Raw genomic sequence first — 17,249 nt, 5'->3', positions numbered from 1 at the left:
CGCTGATGCGGTGGCGCGCGGACCGACCGGCGGGGGCCCCCGCCGCGCGGCTGCCCGCCCCGGGGGGGCCGAGACAGGCCCCACCCCCCCCCTGGGGGGGGGGGGCGGCGAGCGAGCAGAGCGCAGCGACGCGAGGGAGACGGGGGGGGGGCGCCGAAGGCGTGCCCGACACCCCCGCCCGCCCACCCGCCCCACCGGGCGCCGCCCCACCCCCCCCCCCCCGGCCCGCGCCCCCGGAAGCGCCCCCCCGCGCTGGGGGGCGGGGGCCGGCGCCCTCTTGATCCATGCCTGGCCGGATCGCGTCGCCAAGGCGCGCGGTGAGCGCGGCCGTTTCGTGCTGGCCAATGGTTCGGGCGCCATGCTCGATGCCGCCGACCCGCTGGCGGGAGAGCCGTTTCTGGTCGTCGCCGACCTGCAGGGCAAGGCACAGAATGCGCGTATCACGGCGGCAGCTTCCATCAGCGAGGACGATGTCCGCGCCGCGCTCGCGGACAAGATCGAAACACGCAGGCAAACGAGCTTCGACCGCGACAAGCGCGCGGTGCGCGTGCGCGAGACCGTTCGCCTTGGCGCCATCACGCTTGCCGAGCGCATGCTGCCGCCGCCAACCGGCACTGATGCCGATCGCGCCATAACGGATGCGGTGCGCGAGCACGGGCTGTCGCTGCTGAGCTGGAGCAAGGAGGCGCAAACGCTGCGCCAGCGACTTGGCTGGCTGCGTCGCGGCCTTGGCGCGCCCTGGCCCGATATGGCGGATGCCGCCCTCATCGAGCGCCTCGACGACTGGCTGCCGCCGTTCCTGTCCGGCGCGGCATCGTTTGCCGCCATCGATGTCGGCACTGTCTCGGCCGGATTGGCCACACTCGTGCCGCACGATCTGCAGCGTAGGATCGACACGCTGGCACCAACCCATTTCGATGCCCCGTCGGGCAGCCATGTGCCGATCCGCTATGACGGCGAATGGCCGGTGCTGGCGGTTCACGTGCAGGAGCTGTTCGGCCTCGACCGCCATCCCGCCATTGCCAATGGCACCGTGCCGCTGACACTCGAACTCCTGTCGCCGGCACACCGGCCGATCCAGACGACGCGCGACCTGCCCGGCTTCTGGCGCGGCTCCTGGGCCGATGTGCGCGCCGACATGCGCGGCCGTTATCCCAAGCATGTCTGGCCGGAAAATCCGCTGATCGCCGCTGCCACCGCCCGGGCAAAACCCAGAGGCACCTAGCGCTTGCCGTTCAGCGGCTGTAATCCATGGCCATGACTAACATTTTGCGTTCGCCCGATTTCCAGCAGAGCCAGAGACTGCGCCTCAACACGCTGATCCGGCTGCGCTGGCTTGCCATCGTCGGTCAGAGCGTTGCGGTTCTCGTCGTTGCCTATGGGCTGAAGTTTCCGTTGCCGGTCAGCCTCTGCTTCGCCCTGATCGCCTGTTCGGCCTGGATGAATCTGTTTCTCGCCTTCCGTTTTCCGGCGGCGCACCGGCTCACCCCGCTTGCGGCCTTCGGCATCCTCATCTTCGACAGCCTGCAGCTTGCCGGCCTGCTCTACATGACCGGCGGCCTCACCAACCCGTTTTCGCTGCTGATGACCGTGCCGGTCGTCATTTCGGCGACCTCGCTGCCCCTGCGCCTGACCGCCATCCTCGGTGGGCTGGTGATGTCGGCGGCGACCTTGCTGGTCTTTGTCCATCTGCCGCTGCCCTGGCATGAGGACGCACCGCTGGAGATGCCCTTCATCTATGTCGCCGGCATGTGGATGGCGGTGCTGTCCTCGATCGCCTTCACCGCCATATACGCTTTCCGGGTGGCGGCCGAAGCGCGGCTTCTGGCCAATGCGCTCGCCGCCACCGAGCTGGTGCTGCAGCGCGAGCAGCATCTTTCGGCGCTCGACGGGCTGGCCGCCGCTGCCGCGCACGAGCTTGGCACACCGCTCGCCACCATCGCGCTTGTCGCCAAGGAGATGGAAAAGGCACTCGGCAAGGATGCGAAATACGGGGAAGACGTGAAGCTGCTTCGCTCGCAGAGCGAGCGCTGCCGCGAAATCCTCAAGCGCCTGACCAGTCTGTCGTCCGAGGGCGAGGCGCATCTTTCGCGGCTGCCTTTGACCTCGCTGGTCGAGGAGGTCACCGCCCCGCACCGCGATTTCGGCATCTCGATCAAGCTTCGGCCTGGCGAGCGCATCGGGCCCGAGCCGGTCGGGCGCCGCAATCCGGGCGTCATTTACGGCCTCGGCAATCTGGTCGAGAATGCCGTCGATTTCGCCCGCAAGAGCGTCACCGTAGGCTGGAGCTGGAACGAAGCCACCGTCACCTTCTCGATCATCGATGACGGACCGGGCTTTCCGGCCGAGATCATCGACCGTATCGGCGAGCCCTATATGTCGACGCGCCAGGGCAATGAAGCCGGCGGCGGCCTGGGGCTCGGCCTGTTCATTGCCAAGACGCTGCTCGAACGCTCGGGCGCGACGCTCGATTTCCGCAATTCGAGCGGCCTGGGCGAGGGCGCCGTGGTACAGATATCGTGGCCGCGTGGTGTGTTCCTCAATCCGGAAATCACTTCGGCCAGCATGTTCGACACCGCCTGAGAGCCTTGAAGGAGCTCTAAAAATTGGACAATGAGGCTCAGGAACTATATCTGCGTAAAATTAAGGCAGCAGGAATTTTGAGACTATGACAGGCGACGAAAATATTGGCGCAATGGTTGAAGGCGAGGACACCTCGCTGCTCATCGTCGATGACGACAAGCCGTTCCTCACGCGGCTGGCCCGCGCCATGGAAACCAGGGGCTTCGTGGTCGAGACGGCCGAGAGTGTCGAGGAGGCAGTTGCCAAAGCGCGCGCCAATCCGCCCGCCTACGCCGTGGTCGACATGCGGCTTGGCGACGGCAACGGCCTCGACGTGGTCGCGGCCATCCGCGAAAAGCGTCAGGATTCCCGCACCATCATCCTGACGGGGTACGGCAACATCGCCACCGCGGTGACCGCGGTGAAGCTCGGCGCCGTCGATTATCTCTCCAAGCCCGCCGACGCCGACGATATTTTCGCGGCGCTCACCCGCACCGCCGGCGAACGCGCGGCACCCCCCGAAAACCCGATGTCGGCCGACCGCGTGCGCTGGGAGCATATCCAGCGCGTCTATGAAATGTGCGAGCGCAATGTCTCCGAGACCGCGCGCCGGCTCAACATGCATCGCCGCACCTTGCAGCGGATACTGGCCAAGCGCGCACCGCGCTGAGAGACTGCTTGGAAACTCTACTCTGGCGGCCATCTGATGGCGTTTTCTGCGCTTCCGTTGCTCACGGACCAAATGTCCGCTGCGCTACGGTTCTCGAAACCACCACCATATGACTCGCCAGAGCGAATTTCGAAACAGTCTCTAGGGGCGCGGAACACAGTCCGATGCTTGCTCCACTGCCGGAGTTTGAGCATCATCGTGAGTGACGTGGCTTAACGGAGGCGACATGCAGGATCTGAAGCAGCGGCCGGTTTCCGTCTTCCGCGAATTTCTCGATAGTGAAGCGGCCGGCGGTATCATGCTGATGGTGGCGGCGGCACTGGCCCTGATCGTCGCCAATTCGCCGCTCTCCGAAACCTACTTTTCCGCGCTCCACGCCTATCTAGGCCCGCTCAGCGTCTCGCATTGGGTCAATGACGGGCTGATGGCGGTGTTCTTCCTGCTCGTCGGGCTGGAGATCAAGCGCGAGATGCTGGACGGCCAGCTTTCCACCTGGCCCCGGCGCGTGCTGCCCGGCGTCGCCGCCGCCGGCGGCATGGTGGTTCCGGCGCTCGTCTATGTCGCCATCAACCGCAACAATACGGCGGCACTGTCCGGCTGGGCGATCCCGACCGCCACCGACATCGCTTTCGCGCTCGGCGTGCTGTCGCTGCTCGGCAGCCGCGTGCCGGCCTCGCTGAAGGTGTTCCTCACCGCACTTGCCATCATCGACGATCTCGGCGCCGTCATCATCATCGCCATCTTCTACACCAGCGGCCTGTCGCTGGCATATCTGGGGTCGGCCTTCGCTGTCATCGCCGCGCTTGTCGTGCTCAACCGCATGCGGGTGATGACGCTTGTGCCCTACCTGGTGCTCGGCGCCATCCTGTGGGTGCTGGTGCTGAAATCGGGTGTCCATGCCACGCTTGCCGGCGTCGCGCTGGCGCTGACCATTCCGCTCGAACGCTCCGCCGGGATCGGCCACGACCTCGACCATTCGCCGCTGCACCGGCTCGAGCACGGCCTGCACAGAATAGTGCCCTTTGTCGTCATTCCGATCTTCGGCTTTGCCAATGCCGGCGTTTCGCTCGCCGGCCTGAGTTTTGGCGCGCTGATCGAGCCGTTGACGCTGGGTGTCGCCGCCGGTCTGGTGGTCGGCAAGCTGGTGGGCGTGTTCGGCTCCTCGGCACTGGCCATCCGGTTCGGCCTCGCCGACCTGCCGGCCAATGCCGGCTGGACGCACATGATCGGCATCTCGCTGCTGTGCGGCATCGGCTTCACCATGAGCCTGTTCATCGGCCTGCTCGCCTTCGCCAGTGACGTGGCGTTGCAGGATGCGGTCAAGGTCGGCATCCTCGCCGGCTCCTTTGTCGCCGCCATCCTGGGTGCCGCCATGCTTTTGCTGGCGCCGGCAGTTGGTGGGGTGGACGGGGGCGAAGAGTAAGGCAAAACCTACTCGCTCTCACCCTCGAGCGTCGGCACCGACACACCGGCGAGTTCGGCCGCCAGCAGCCGTGAAGCGCCGGCCCGCGCGATCCGCAGCATCAGCGCCTTGCGCGTTGCCGCCGCCATGCGGTGCTCGGGTGCATCGCGCAGGATCTCGGCGCCATAGCCATCGGAGAGGATGAAGCCGCACTCGTCCGGAAAGATCTCCGAGGGCACACCGGGATGGGTGGCGAAGAAGAAGCGGTCGGAATGCAACCGGTAGTCGGGCCATTTGCGGTCGACCCTGAAATCCTCGATCGAGGACTTGATCTCGATGATCCAGATGTCGCCTTGCCGGGTCAGCGCGACGAGGTCGGCACGGCGGCCGGTGGCCAGCGACAGCTCGGGCAGCACATGCGCGCCCATCTCCATGAGCAGCCGCTGCACGCCGCGCCGCACCAGCATGGCACGTTCGGACTGGCGGCCGTCGATGAGTGGGTTGATTTGAATGGGGGAGATGATCGGCATGGCGGCACCATGCCAGATTTTGTTCACGGTTTGAACCCCGCTCGGGGAGGCGATTATGTACTTTGCAAACAGGCACCATTGAGAGTAGCCTCCCTTCCGGGTTTTCAGGGGAAAGGGCAAATAAATGTCAGAGCATTTGCAGGGTAGAATCATCGCGCTTGAGCTTCTTATGCGAGCGCATGTGGTAAGGCTGGCGCTCAATGAGAGAGACCCACTTGGCCATATTCAGTTCATGAAAGACGCGATGTTGAAGGATTTCCACACATACGCGCCCAAAGACCCATACAGCCAGAGTGTAATGAACGAAGCCAAGAACGCGCTAGTCCATCACTTCGATCAGGCTGCTGTGCGATTGAAGAAGGACGGCTGATAATCACCGTCTCGCCATGAGCTTTTCTAAAGGCTTCTAGCATCGGTATTTCTCCGTCCTTGGGAGGGGCAAATGTTGACGCTCTTGGGATTTCCAATCGCGTTCATTTTGGGGTTATCGGGGTTTGCGTGGTGGACCGTCATTTTTCCGACTGTCCTTGCAATCATCGGCGCGGCAAGAAGTGACCCGGCTCGCGCCCAGCGAACACAGTTCGGCAACCCGTTGATTTTTGCGTGGGCAGTTTTGCCGTTTCTCGGCCTTTGGTGGATAGGGTCGCTGTTTTAGATCAGCGACCTTTCTTGGCCTTAACGGCAGGTTTCTTCGTTGGCTTCGGCGCTGGCGGCATATGCGCCAGCTTGCCCATTACGGCGTCTGCTTTTGAGCGATCCCCATCCGCACCATGTTCGCGCGCAACGCGGATGAACTCTGCGGATTGATCAGACTGCTTCGTCTTGGGCTTCATCGAACTTCATACCTATTTGGTCAGCGGCGGCTTCCCGCTTCAACCTACGCGTTTCCCGTTTTGGGGCCGTCTCGGCGATTTGAAGCTGCATCTTAACGAGCTTCGCGTCCTCTGTCGAAATCTCGCGTAGCTCGCCCTTGCCTTCATCCGGCCATGTGGTCGGGACCACAAAGAAGCCCGGACTTGCTGTCCGAACATGTGCCAGGATCGTCGGCCACCAATGCAGCAACAAAGCTGCCTTGCGGCAGAACTGCCAGTTGTCCCACTTCGGCGCGAAGAAGACGACAACCATGCCTGCATCCACTAGGGCCAATCGCTCATGCGGGACTGTGGACATTTTCACGTCCCCGGACACGATAATTCGCCCGCCAGACGATGCGTACCGCCTAACCCAAGGCACGTCGCTCTTGCGTCGATAGTCCGGGTCTTCAGGCTTTGGCGTATAGTCTTTCGCGCTCTTGATCTCTACGCCCTGCACTAGGTGCTTTAGGCTGCGCTCTTTATGGAAAAGCGTGAAGACCCGCACCATGGCGGCTGGCATATTTTCATCAAAGGCGACCTTCAAGCCGCCTGCCGCAAGTCAGTTTCGAAGCTCACAGCCTCGCTGACTTGCTTTTCAGATATCTCGAATTGGTCCGCCACCACGCTAACGCTTCCCTCGACCTTCACGGCGTGGGCTAACCTCTCTGTCGGTATATGGCTTTCCTGTAAGATTGGCCGGCCAAAAGAGAAGCGCGGATGCACAATGACATTCGGGGCAGTTCCCTTTCGAGGATACCAAGCCACCATGTTTCCTTCCGGGTCGAACACTACGTCTTCTTTCAAAGACGGCATGAGCAAACTGGGTATCTCGAAGTTCTTGGTTTTCAGATCCTCATAAACCAGTTCGATGCCATGCTTTCTGGTGATCGCCGCAACAATCCTCCTGCCATCCGTTTGAAACACGATGCGCGTGGCGAAAGGGTGCGGATGAGCGAGGGTAGCTTTCGCCTCTTGCAGGATGGAACGAATTTCATTCAGGCGAACTCCACTGTTGGCAAACCTCGCCACGAAACGAAGCTCCATCAAGTTTGTGAAGTTGACCGCGACCTTTCCATTCACCAGCCCAAGCTGGTTGTCGATTACCGGCTGCTGGCGTCCCTTCTTGCCGTTCACCCAAATCCGCACGTCTGCCTGCGGTGCCTCGACTAGCTCTGCAGTTTCAGGAACGGTGAATATTCCGCCGCCTAGCAGGTCAGGCTTATGAGGGTCCAGCTTCACGAGACGCCTACCGACGAGTCCCGGTATTTAAGACGCTTTCCAACGATGCCTGCCATAGCGTTCACCGTCCGATTATTGTCATCAATGCCAAGCGCGATGCGGTTGTTGTAGCGAAAATCGAACTCTGCCAGATAGCGGTGAAGATGCTGCTCACCACAATGCTGGTAGATACCCTTCATGCCGCGCTTGAAGATGCTGTAGTAGCCTTCCACGGTGTTGGTGTGGACGGTCTTTTCGCCTTCGTAGCGGACATACTCGTCCTTGGAATGCGTGACGACATCGTGAGAAGCGAAATCCTGTGCGGCGCGGCGATAGATGCCGCTTTCGTCGGTCATTAGCGCGCTCTCGCGAGCGATGTTGGCGCGAACGATTGGCATCACGTTGCCCATGCGGGCGGTGTCGACGTGGAAGGAACGCGCGCGGCCGCCACGCTCGACAAGCGTAACGACGGAATTCTTATGAGCGCCACCGCCACGCTTCACCGGAGCGCCTTTCAGGCGACCGATGTACGTTTCGTCAACTTCGACATGCTTGCCTTCGCCGCCCATTGGGGAAAGAACCCCATCGCGCATAGCCTCGCGTAAGCGATGGAACATGAACCACGCGGTCTTGTACTGGACCTGCAAAGTCCGATGCAGTTGGTGAGCGCTGATGCCCTTCTTGCTGGACGCCAGAAGGTGCGCCGCCTGCCACCACTTGTGCAGCGGAACGTGGCTGCTTTCGAACACGGTGCCGACCTTCACGGTGAACTGCTTCTTGCATTCCAAGCAGCGGCGAAGGCCAGTGCGAGCGGTTGCGCCAGTCACGCGGGTAATGCGCGTCTGTTCGCAATTGCCGCACTTCGGGCACACCGGACCTTCCGGCCAAACAATCGCTTCCAGCCGCTCGAAAGCAGCTTCTTCGTTGTGGAAGTGGGGTTCGGAAAGGACGCTCATGACACTGATTTCCTAGAGTGAAATCAGTGTATCACAGCCGCCGTGTTTGTAAAGTACATAATCGCCCTCGGGGAAATATCCGATTGACAAATGAAGCGTAGTAGGAATATAATCCTTGACGATTGATTGCCAAGAGAGGATGCAACGTCATGGCCCTACGGGAAGTGCTGATGATGAGCCTGCATTGGATCGCATCACTGATTGATGCTCTCTTCCCATTTGCATGGGACGGTCGAAAAGCCCCCGAAGTCCTGGGACGAGCCGGGTTCAGTCCACTTATGCCACCAGCGTGGCTGCGACCGGCTATATCATCCGGGATCGTGGGGCCGGTCGTCGCCATGGCGTGCATGCGCCAATTCTTGCAGGTTGGCTCGCATGTCCCGCAATAGCCGCTTCATGAAGACGCGGCACCAGCATGGCGCCATCCGACTGGCGGACGTCGCTTCTTGTGCTCTCGCTTGCCCGACACGTAGGAAAGAGATCAATCTAAAGAGAGAATGGGTTGTACAAAAGGAATAAGATTGTGCTGCAGATCATGCCCAATAGCATAGCAGTCTCAGCACCCCACCATGGGCGTGATGGTTTAGGAATTTTATAGGGCGTCGCGTCGAATTCGGCCATCTTTTGCCGAAATCTATACCAACTGCGGAGCGCCTCGAAAACCACAACGCCAGTTACCCAAAGCAACAAGATAACTATGACGTTAGAAAGAGCTGTGTATTGACCCCTCGATGTGGAATTTTGTGGAATTTGTGTATTAAGCCAAATAGAACCGCCAACAATCAAGGTAAAACTTTGGATATACAGCTTCAAAGCGTCCCGAGTATATTCTAGCTTTTTGTCTACTACGTTAGATATATATTCGTATTGAGTGTCTTCCTCGACTGCCATTCTAATGGCTCCCTTAGGTTTGTTATATTGTAAAATTTAGATATTGTTACCGTCGGCGCAGCTCATCGATGATTCGATTATAACTCCGTTTGAGGTGTGTAGAAAGGTCTCGCTTCGATTTTATCAACACGAACATCTAGTAGTGTTAGCGTGATTTATGCTAACGAATTGTCGAGCGTGAAGAAATGAGTTCTACGACGGTCTACTCGACAATCAAGGATTGTTGGCGCCTGCCTCGAAACCGTCTTTCCCGACCAAACCGTCCCGGCTATGTCATCCAAAATCGGGCAGTTTGGCCTCGCATCGCCCGGGGCAGGATGCCGTTCACGGTTTGAACCTGTTTTATGCGGGCGATTATCCGGTTGGCAGACCCCGGCCCAAATCAATGGGCGCTCGTTTTGGACAGCAGGTTTAAAATCAATACACCAGCCATGATCAGGCCCATGCCGACGAAGCCTGCCAGGTCGGGCTTTTGCCCATAGACAATCCAAGCGACCAGCGCGACCAGAACGATGCCGCCGCCCGCCCATACCGCGTAGGCGACGCCGACCGGTATCCGATCCAGTACCTGGGATAGGAAGAAGAATGCCGCCGCGTAACCGAGCAGCACCAGTATCGACGGGCCAAGCCTGGTGAAGCCCTCGGAGGCTTTCATCGCGCTCGTTGCGATGACCTCACCGACAATAGCCAAGGCAAGAATGGCATAGGCAGGCATAGGTGGAACCTCCATTGATGGGAGGCATCTAATGATCAGAACTCTACAACGGCGTCACGTTCACTTTCCCGTGATGAATGCTACCCCGCAGCGGGTGGTGAGCAGCCTCATCGACCGGAGGCCACTCTTTAAATTAGCTAGCGCGCATATAAGGAAAAAGTGGTATTTTAGGAGGCAGCCGGAGCTCCCCCATTACACCCCGCTCCGGTCAGGCCCGGTAGCGGTCCACCCAAAGGAAAGGCTGCCGGGCCGCCGCCTTCTATCTACCGCGGGGCAAAGTGGGGCCAGAGCCTGAGGTTCACACAAAATCTGACAGTCCGGAGATGTCCATGGGACGTGCCTCAGTTGGCCGACATGTAAGCCGCGCCGACCCAGCCCACCAAAGGTAGCTCCGGTCATCACTATGACAACTCACCCTCGCGCCTCAAATGGATATTTCGTCGCCAAAATGGCCGACGCGGATGCCGGTGAGACAACATTGCCTAAGTCGCGTCGGCCATCTGCGGCAGATTTGGATTGCCGCTCGTCAAGTCTAGCGCGGCTCAAAAGGTGGGCAATGCGCCTCGCGGCTTGGTTAAGAACGTACAATCGAGTCTCCGTGTGCCTTTTTGCAACCAACCCATGGCCCGCTCGTTGACCATTGCCGGGTTGATCCCCTGGCACTCCAGAGACTGCCCGCCGCCCTACAGCGGCGGGCCTTTTTTGCCTGATTGGAAGTCTAGCCTACAGCAACAGCGAAGGCCTCGGCGGATGCCGAGAGCCTTCGCGTTTGCCGGATTTCGTCAGAAGCGGATCCAGAAGGATCGGCGGAAACATCTGCGGCGCCAATAACCGTGACGCCAATAGCGACGGCAAACCCGTCTCCAATGGCGACGGCGGCCGCGACGGTGCCACCTGCGATGCCGCACGAACTCGATGCCGTCCTGGGCGTCAGAACTGTCCTGATCGAGGATATCGTCGGACGGTCTGTCGAGTTCATCGAGAATGCCGGGTCCCGTATTCGGGATGCCGGCCAACGCAGTGGCAGGACGCGCAAGTGCGACCACGGTCGCGGCCCCTGCCATTCCAAGCATTCCAGTCAGAAACAATCGCCGATCCATGCCAACCTCCGTCCTTGATCATTGCGACAAGGATGAAATAGTGCGGTCGATTGACGCGCCCAGATATGGAAGGAAATTGTGCCGATCGAACTGTCGCTGGGTTACGCAGCCCCCGCCATGTCATCAAGGATCGGGCAATCCGGCCTTTCGTCGCCATGGCAGGCGTGAATCAGCTTTTGCAGGGTCGAGCGCATCGACTGCAGTTCGCGCACCTTCTCCTCGATCGCCGTGACATGGGCGGCGGCGATCTCGCGCACGTCGTGGCTGGCGCGGCTGCGGTCCTGGTAAAGCGCCATCAACTGGCGGCAATCGTCGATGGAAAAGCCGAGATTGCGCGCACGGCGCAAAAAGGTCAGCCGGTGGATGTCGTCTCCGGAATAGTCGCGGTAGCCGTTGGCGGCGCGCGCCGGGGCGATCAGGCCGATCTCTTCATAGTAGCGGATGGTCTTGGCCGGCAGGCCGGAGCGGTGGGCGGCGTCACCGACATTCATGACGATTCTCCTCGATTCCTGACGAAGCCGTTGGCTCGGTCATTGAATTTCCTCCACAATCCTGTGAGGGCTGTTGCCGAAATGCCATAGTGATGTGCTTACCAGCACGTCAACTCCGGCATATAGGCATCGCGCGCTTGGCAAGCAAAGCAAATGCCAGCATGAATGATGGTGAGAAAGCGGCCGACTCGTGCCGCCGAAGTTGGGGCGGGGCACCGGATCACCTGATGCGCATGAAGTCGTTTGCAATCGTCGCCGCACTGGCGCTTTCCACTGCTATCGCCGGTTGCAGCACCATCGGCTCGCAGCTGTTCTCCAACAGCTATGGCGCGGTCACCGACGCCGGTTACCAGCTGCCGCGCATCCCGATCGAGAAAGTGCCGATGAAGTACCATCGGCAGGAAGTGAACTACGATAGCCCGGAAAAGCCGGGCACCATCATCGTCGATACGCAGAACAAGTTCCTCTACTTCATCGAAGGTGACGGAAGGGCCATTCGCTACGGCATCGGCGTCGGCCGTGAAGGCTTCGAATGGCACGGCACCGCCCATATCGCGCTCAAGCGCGAATGGCCGACCTGGACGCCGCCGCGGCAGATGATCCAGCGCCAGCCCGAATTGGAAAAGTTTGCCGGCGGCATGGAGCCGGGCCTGAAGAACCCGCTCGGTGCGCGCGCCATGTACCTGTTCAACAAGGGCGGTGATTCGGGCTATCGCCTGCATGGCAGCCCAGAATGGAATTCGATCGGCAAAGCAATGTCGTCGGGCTGCATCCGCCTGATGAACCAGGACATTATCGACCTCTATGACCGCGCCTCAGTCGGCGCCAAGGTCATTGTTCTTTAGATCATGACCCCGAGAAACCGGTATCGGTTCTCGGAAAAATCATGATCAGGTAGAGGCAGCTTTCGTACGCGGACCGTCTAGGCAACAACGGACGTCCCAAACAGAAAACCGGGCAATTTGGCCCGGTTTTTTGTTTTTTGCTTGCTGTAGTTTCGACGCAATAGGCGTCAGGAGACCTGCTCGACCTGCTGCACCTCCGGCACGAAGTGGCGCAGAAGGTTCTGGATGCCGTGCTTCAGCGTCGCCGTCGATGACGGGCAGCCGGCGCAGGCGCCTTTCATGTGCAGGAACACCGTGCCGTTCTCGAAGCCGCGGAAGGTGATGTCGCCGCCATCCTGGGCGACCGCCGGGCGCACCCGCGTATCGAGCAATTCCTTGATGGTGATGACCAGTTCCTCGTCGGCCTTGTCGTAGAACTCACCGGTCAGGCTGGTCTCGGCGGCAGGGCCGGCCTTGGCCATGACAGGCGCGCCGGACATGAAATGCTCCATGATGGCGCCGAGGATCGCCGGCTTCAGATGCTGCCAGTCGGGACCATCCTTGGTCACGGTGATGAAGTCATAGCCGAAGAAAACACCGGTGACGCCGGGAATCTCGAACAGCCGGCCCGCCAGCGGTGAGGCAATTGCAGCACTGTCGGCATCGCGGAAATCGGCGGTGCCTTCCAGAAGCACTTCCTTGCCGGGCAGGAATTTCAGCGTCGCCGGGTTTGGCGTCGATTCGGTCTGGATGAACATGGCCATCTCCGTGCCCGTTTCGGGCAGCTAGTTTGGAATAATTCTAAATAGGCTTAATCGGCTGGACATTCAAGCGAAACACATCGCCGGAATGGCTGGCTGGCGGAATGTTTTTGCGCGCCCTGGGACGCGCTCGAAGGTCTGTTGAGATGCAGGTCAGGCTGGCCTCACCTGAATATCAGCACCACCTCAGGCGAGGCTGTCGATCTCCTCATCCGACAGATTCTGTGGCACGACGGTCACCGGGATCGGGAAGGCGGCACCTTTGCCGGCGACAGCGCCGACCAGCGGCCCCGGGCCTTCCTTGCCAGCACCGGCGGCCAGCACCAGGATGGCGATGTCCTGGTCTTCCTCGATCAATTTGTGGATCTCTTCCGTCGGCTTGCCTTCGCGCACCACCATCTCCGGCTCGATGCCAAGCTTCTGGCGGACCTTGCTGGCATAGCTGTCGAGTGCCGCGCGCGCCGTGGCGGTCGCCTCCTCGCGCATGATCTTCTCGACGCCCAGCCAGTGCTGGAAATCGTCCGGCTCGATGACATAGAGCAGCACCAGCGTGCCGCTAGTGCTCTGCGCCCGCTTCGAGGCGTAGGCGACGGCGCGCTCACACTCGGGCGTGTCGTCGATGATCGCCAGGAACTTGCGGCGATGGCCGGCTTCGCGGCTGAGGCGTTTGGAGACCATATTCTACCTGTTCGATGGTTTCGGTCGCAATCTGCCACTGCCGTCGCCCGGCGGCAAGCCGCCGGCCTTGGACCAGTATGGTGCAGTGCGCTAACGGTGGGGTCAGCCCTGCAGAAGCCCGATGATGTCGCGGACCGTCTTCATCGTCGCTTCGGCCAGCACGCCGGCGCGCTCGCCGCCATCCTTGAGCACCGCGTCGACATAGGTGCGATCATCGGAAATGCGGCGCATCTCGCTGGCGATCGGCGCCAGTTTTTCCACAGCAAGATCGGCTAGCGCCGGCTTGAACACCGAAAACTGCTGGCCGGCGAATTCCTTCAGCACATCCGCCTTCGACATCTCGGCGAGGCCAGCATAAATGCCGACCAGGTTTTCCGCCTCGGGTCGCGCGGCCAGGCCGTCCAGCTCGCTCGGCAACGCTTCCGGGTCGGTCTTGGCCTTGCGGATCTTCTTCGAAATGGCGTCGGCGTCGTCGGTCAGGTTGATGCGCGACAGGTCCGACGGGTCCGACTTCGACATTTTCTTGGAACCGTCGCGCAGCGACATGATGCGCGCCGCCGGCCCGCCGATGACCGGCTCGGTCAGCGGGAAATAGCCGTTCACGGTCTCTTCGCCGACCTGCATCTCGACGCCGACGCCTAGACCGGCGATGCGGTCGGAGAAGTCGTTGTTGAACTTCTGCGCGATGTCGCGGGTCAGTTCCAGATGCTGCTTCTGGTCCTCGCCCACCGGCACATGGGTGGCGCGATAGAGCAGAATGTCGGCAGCCATCAGGGAGGGATAGGCAAGCAGGCCGAGCGACGCGTTCTCGCGGTCCTTGCCGGCCTTATCCTTGAACTGCGTCATGCGGTTCATCCAGCCGATGCGCGCCACGCAATTGAAGATCCATGCGAGCTCCGCATGCTGCATGACCCGCGACTGGTTGAAGACGATGTGCTTCTTCGGGTCGATGCCCGAGGCCAGGAACGCCGCGGTGATCGACCGCGTCTGGTCGGCGAGGTCTTCATAAACGAGTTGTGCTGTCAGCGAATGCAGGTCGACGACGCAATAGATGCAATCGGATGTTTCCTGCAGGGCGACGAATTTTTTGATGGCGCCGAGATAGTTGCCGAGATGCAGATTGCCGGTCGGCTGGACGCCGGAAAAGACAAGTGGCTTGAAGGCGGTCATGATTGTCCTCATGGCTTGTGGAGGGCCGTTTCGCGCGCGGCGAAAGTCTTGCGACGGCGCGCTTATGGACGAAGGCGTGGAGCGGATCAAGAGGCGGTTTGGGATGTCAAAGTGGCTATGATCATGTTGACATAGTTATGTAGGCTACTACATATTCTCTGCTACATTTCTGGTAAGGCAGGGCTGCGAGATGACGATCAACATCAACAACAAGGAGGCGGACAGCCTGACGCGCGCCTTCGCCAAGGTCGAGGGTGTCGGCATCACCGAGGCGATCGTGATCGCCATGCGTGAAGCGCTTGAGCGCCGACGCAACCGCGAGACGCCGCTGGAGACGGCGGCTCGGTTACGGACCGAGTTCGGGATTGAGCTAAGCGAGCAGGCCCGCAGGCCATTGCCGCGCTCGGTTTACGACGAACTGTCCGGCGAAGACTGATGTTTGTCGACGCGGCCGCTATCGTCGCGATGCTGAGCCATGAGGCCGAAGCCCAGCGCTGCGCGCAGGCGGTCATGGAAGCGTCGGCTCCATTCACGTCGGCGATCGCCGTTTGGGAAGCAGCAATGGCGCTTTCGCGATCGGAAAAGCTGGCCATACCGGTCGACCTAAGCCTGAAGATAGTCAGCCGTTTTCTCGAAGAGCGGGCAATTGCCTTGCGGGAGCTTCCGCCAGCCTCCGATGCAGCATCTCTGTCAGTCGAGGCCGCGTCGCGGTTTCGCAATAACGCCATTCGCCTGAACCTAGCCGACTGTTTTCACTACGCTTGCGCGCGCTACTATGGCGTTCCGATGCTTTCGACGGCGGACGAATTCCGGCTCACGGATCTGGAGACTGTTCCTTGACAGGCGGCGTGCCCTTCCGCCCGACATTGCGCCGGATCATACCGAAATCGGCCCCACCGGTTGCAAATGCGGTGACGAAGTAGAGCAGCGCCCCACCGGCAACCAGCGCCAGAAGCGTCGTCGCCTTGACGACCAGCGGCGACCCCGGGCCGAGCCTTACGGCGAACCAGTGCTCGGCAAAATAGAGCGCCGCCCCCATCACCACCGCCGACAGCACCAGCCTTGGAATGCGCTTAATCAGCGGTACGTCGCGGCCCCAATGGCCGCGCCGGATCAAGACGCCGAGCAGCATCACCGCGTTGACCCAGCCGGCGACGGCCGAGGCTACCGCAATGCCGGGAGCGCCCATCCGTGGAAACAGCGTCAGCGCCGTCGTCACGTTCACCGCCACCGAGATGGCGGCAAAGATCATCGGCGTGCGCGTGTCCTCGCGGGCGAAATATCCTGGAGTAAATGCCTTGATCAGCACGAAGGCCGGCAGGCCGAGGCCGAAGATGGCCAGGATCGCCGCCACCGTCGGCGTCGAGCCGTTGGCGGCAAACGCGCCACGCTCGTAGACCAGCCGCACGATCGGTTCCGACATCACCCAGAGTGCGGCTGCTGCCGGCAAGGTCAGGAACAGCGTGAATTCGACCGAGCGGTTCTGCAGATTGGCCGCCTCGATCGGATTGCCCGACTTCAGCGCCCGCGACAGTTCAGGCAATAGCACGATCGCGACCGCCACCCCGACCACGCCGAGCGGCAGCTGGTAGATGCGGTCGGCATAGGCAAGCGAAGAGACAGCGCTGTTCTGTGCCGAGGCGATCGCCGTGCCGATCAGCTGGTTGATCTGGGTGATGCCGCCGGTGATCGCCGCCGGCAGCGCCAGGATCAGCAGCCGCTTGACAGCGGGCGTCATTTTCGGACGGCGGAAGCCGATAGAGATGCCGGCATGGCGCACCGCCACCCAGACGATCGCCAGTTGCACCAATCCGGCGGCAAGCACGCCCCAGGACAGCCCATAGCCGACGGTGAGTGCGTCCGAGCCCTTGTACCAGGCATAGGCGAGCACGCCGATCAGGATGACGTTGAGGAACACCGGCGCAACGGCGGCGGCGAAGTAGCGGCGCAGCGAATTCAGCATGCCCGCCATCATGGCGCCCAGCGACATGCAGATCAGGTAGGGGAACATGATCGTCGCCAGCGTCACCGTGGTGTCGAATTTCCCCGGTGTGCTGGCAAAACCCGGCGCCACCAGATAGCGCACGATCAGCGGCATCGACAGTTCCATGACGATCGTCAGCGCCAGCAGCGCCGTGAACAGCGCGCCGAACACTTCCTCGGAAAAGCGCTTGGCGCCATCGGTGCCGTGGGTCTCGATCTCCTTGGCGAACAGCGGCACGAAGGCGGCGTTGAAGGCGCCCTCTGCAAACAGCCGGCGAAACGTGTTGGGAAACTGGAAGGCGGCGTTGAAGGCGTCGGCGACCGGTCCGGTGCCGAGTGCTGCGGCCATCAGCATCTCACGGCCGAAGCCGAGCGCGCGGCTCATCAGCGTGCCGGAAGCGACCGTTGCGAATTTCTTGACGAGGCTCATGCGTTTGGAGACTG

General features: G+C 61.1%; 18 protein-coding genes and 1 pseudogene. 9 read left to right on the top strand and 10 right to left on the bottom strand.

Features of this window, described 5'->3' with window-relative positions; all coding sequences use genetic code 11:
* Nucleotides 1–265: 265 nt before the first annotated feature.
* From NKJ06_RS24025 to nhaA, 4 genes and pseudogenes are all read left to right on the top strand, one after another.
* Nucleotides 266–1,225 (top strand): annotated as a pseudogene (locus NKJ06_RS24025) (ATP-dependent helicase C-terminal domain-containing protein); the annotation flags it as partial.
* Between the two features lie 26 nt (nt 1,226–1,251).
* A complete protein-coding gene (locus NKJ06_RS24020; RefSeq protein ID WP_352810832.1) occupies nt 1,252–2,583 on the top strand; it encodes an ActS/PrrB/RegB family redox-sensitive histidine kinase in 1,332 nt (443 codons plus the stop codon).
* A gap of 85 nt (nt 2,584–2,668) precedes the next feature.
* On the top strand, nt 2,669–3,232 hold the full coding sequence (locus NKJ06_RS24015) for an ActR/PrrA/RegA family redox response regulator transcription factor (RefSeq protein ID WP_183445738.1): 564 nt from the start codon (nt 2,669–2,671) through the stop codon (nt 3,230–3,232).
* Nucleotides 3,233–3,458: 226 nt separating this feature from the next.
* Complete coding sequence (gene nhaA, locus NKJ06_RS24010; RefSeq protein ID WP_352634348.1) at nt 3,459–4,655, top strand: Na+/H+ antiporter NhaA; 1,197 nt, start codon at nt 3,459–3,461, stop codon at nt 4,653–4,655.
* Nucleotides 4,656–4,663: 8 nt separating this feature from the next.
* Here nhaA and NKJ06_RS24005 read toward each other — a convergent pair whose 3' ends face one another.
* Entirely contained in the window at nt 4,664–5,164 is a 501-nt protein-coding gene (locus NKJ06_RS24005) for an MmcB family DNA repair protein (RefSeq protein ID WP_352634396.1), read from the bottom strand.
* A 124-nt stretch (nt 5,165–5,288) separates the two neighbouring features.
* Here NKJ06_RS24005 and NKJ06_RS24000 point away from each other — a divergent pair, with 124 nt between their 5' ends.
* Nucleotides 5,289–5,534, top strand: a complete 246-nt coding sequence (locus NKJ06_RS24000) for a hypothetical protein (RefSeq protein WP_352634350.1) — start codon at nt 5,289–5,291, stop codon at nt 5,532–5,534.
* A 72-nt stretch (nt 5,535–5,606) separates the two neighbouring features.
* Nucleotides 5,607–5,819 (top strand): hypothetical protein, encoded by a 213-nt coding sequence (locus NKJ06_RS23995; protein ID WP_352634351.1) that lies wholly within the window; start codon nt 5,607–5,609, stop codon nt 5,817–5,819.
* 152 nt (nt 5,820–5,971) lie between these two features.
* On the opposite strand, the gene NKJ06_RS23990 is transcribed toward NKJ06_RS23995, so the two are convergent.
* From NKJ06_RS23990 to cueR, 5 genes are all read right to left on the bottom strand, one after another.
* Complete coding sequence (locus NKJ06_RS23990) at nt 5,972–6,562, bottom strand: PIN-like domain-containing protein (protein WP_352634354.1); 591 nt, start codon at nt 6,560–6,562, stop codon at nt 5,972–5,974.
* Entirely contained in the window at nt 6,559–7,257 is a 699-nt protein-coding gene (locus NKJ06_RS23985; RefSeq protein ID WP_352634356.1) for a hypothetical protein, read from the bottom strand. The genes NKJ06_RS23990 and NKJ06_RS23985 overlap by 4 nt, the downstream gene beginning before the upstream one ends.
* Nucleotides 7,254–8,192 (bottom strand): IS1595 family transposase, encoded by a 939-nt coding sequence (locus NKJ06_RS23980; protein ID WP_352634357.1) that lies wholly within the window; start codon nt 8,190–8,192, stop codon nt 7,254–7,256. The genes NKJ06_RS23985 and NKJ06_RS23980 overlap by 4 nt, the downstream gene beginning before the upstream one ends.
* Before the next feature lie 1,273 nt (nt 8,193–9,465).
* Nucleotides 9,466–9,798 carry an SMR family transporter gene (locus tag NKJ06_RS23975; RefSeq protein WP_352634361.1) on the bottom strand — a complete coding sequence of 111 codons (333 nt, stop codon included), beginning with the start codon at nt 9,796–9,798 and terminating at the stop codon, nt 9,466–9,468.
* Nucleotides 9,799–10,999: 1,201 nt separating this feature from the next.
* Entirely contained in the window at nt 11,000–11,389 is a 390-nt protein-coding gene (cueR, locus tag NKJ06_RS23970) for a Cu(I)-responsive transcriptional regulator (RefSeq protein ID WP_352634362.1), read from the bottom strand.
* Between the two features lie 227 nt (nt 11,390–11,616).
* On the opposite strand from cueR, the gene NKJ06_RS23965 reads away from it, so the two are divergent.
* Nucleotides 11,617–12,234 carry a L,D-transpeptidase gene (locus NKJ06_RS23965; RefSeq protein ID WP_352634364.1) on the top strand — a complete coding sequence of 206 codons (618 nt, stop codon included), beginning with the start codon at nt 11,617–11,619 and terminating at the stop codon, nt 12,232–12,234.
* 167 nt (nt 12,235–12,401) lie between these two features.
* Here the strand turns inward: NKJ06_RS23965 and NKJ06_RS23960 are convergent, their stop codons facing one another.
* The 3 genes from NKJ06_RS23960 to trpS all read right to left on the bottom strand — a co-directional run bounded on the left by NKJ06_RS23960 (nt 12,402) and on the right by trpS (nt 14,822).
* Nucleotides 12,402–12,971: a NifU family protein gene (locus NKJ06_RS23960; protein WP_352634366.1), complete on the bottom strand. Its 570-nt coding sequence runs from the start codon at nt 12,969–12,971 to the stop codon at nt 12,402–12,404.
* Nucleotides 12,972–13,160: 189 nt separating this feature from the next.
* Nucleotides 13,161–13,652, bottom strand: a complete 492-nt coding sequence (locus tag NKJ06_RS23955; RefSeq protein ID WP_352634367.1) for a universal stress protein — start codon at nt 13,650–13,652, stop codon at nt 13,161–13,163.
* A 102-nt stretch (nt 13,653–13,754) separates the two neighbouring features.
* Complete coding sequence (trpS, locus tag NKJ06_RS23950; RefSeq protein WP_352634369.1) at nt 13,755–14,822, bottom strand: tryptophan--tRNA ligase; 1,068 nt, start codon at nt 14,820–14,822, stop codon at nt 13,755–13,757.
* A 190-nt stretch (nt 14,823–15,012) separates the two neighbouring features.
* Here trpS and NKJ06_RS23945 point away from each other — a divergent pair, with 190 nt between their 5' ends.
* Nucleotides 15,013–15,258: a type II toxin-antitoxin system VapB family antitoxin gene (locus tag NKJ06_RS23945; protein WP_352634371.1), complete on the top strand. Its 246-nt coding sequence runs from the start codon at nt 15,013–15,015 to the stop codon at nt 15,256–15,258.
* A complete protein-coding gene (locus NKJ06_RS23940) occupies nt 15,258–15,662 on the top strand; it encodes a type II toxin-antitoxin system VapC family toxin (protein WP_352634373.1) in 405 nt (134 codons plus the stop codon). The genes NKJ06_RS23945 and NKJ06_RS23940 overlap by 1 nt, the downstream gene beginning before the upstream one ends.
* On the opposite strand, the gene murJ is transcribed toward NKJ06_RS23940, so the two are convergent.
* Entirely contained in the window at nt 15,637–17,235 is a 1,599-nt protein-coding gene (gene murJ / locus NKJ06_RS23935; protein ID WP_352634375.1) for a murein biosynthesis integral membrane protein MurJ, read from the bottom strand. The genes NKJ06_RS23940 and murJ overlap by 26 nt on opposite strands.
* Nucleotides 17,236–17,249 lie beyond the last annotated feature (14 nt).

It is taken from the genome of Mesorhizobium sp. M0293, from assembly GCF_040321735.1.
Lineage (GTDB): Bacteria > Pseudomonadota > Alphaproteobacteria > Rhizobiales > Rhizobiaceae > Mesorhizobium.
Note: the sequence above shows the minus strand (reverse complement) of the source record. Positions and strands in the feature narration are given on the sequence as shown.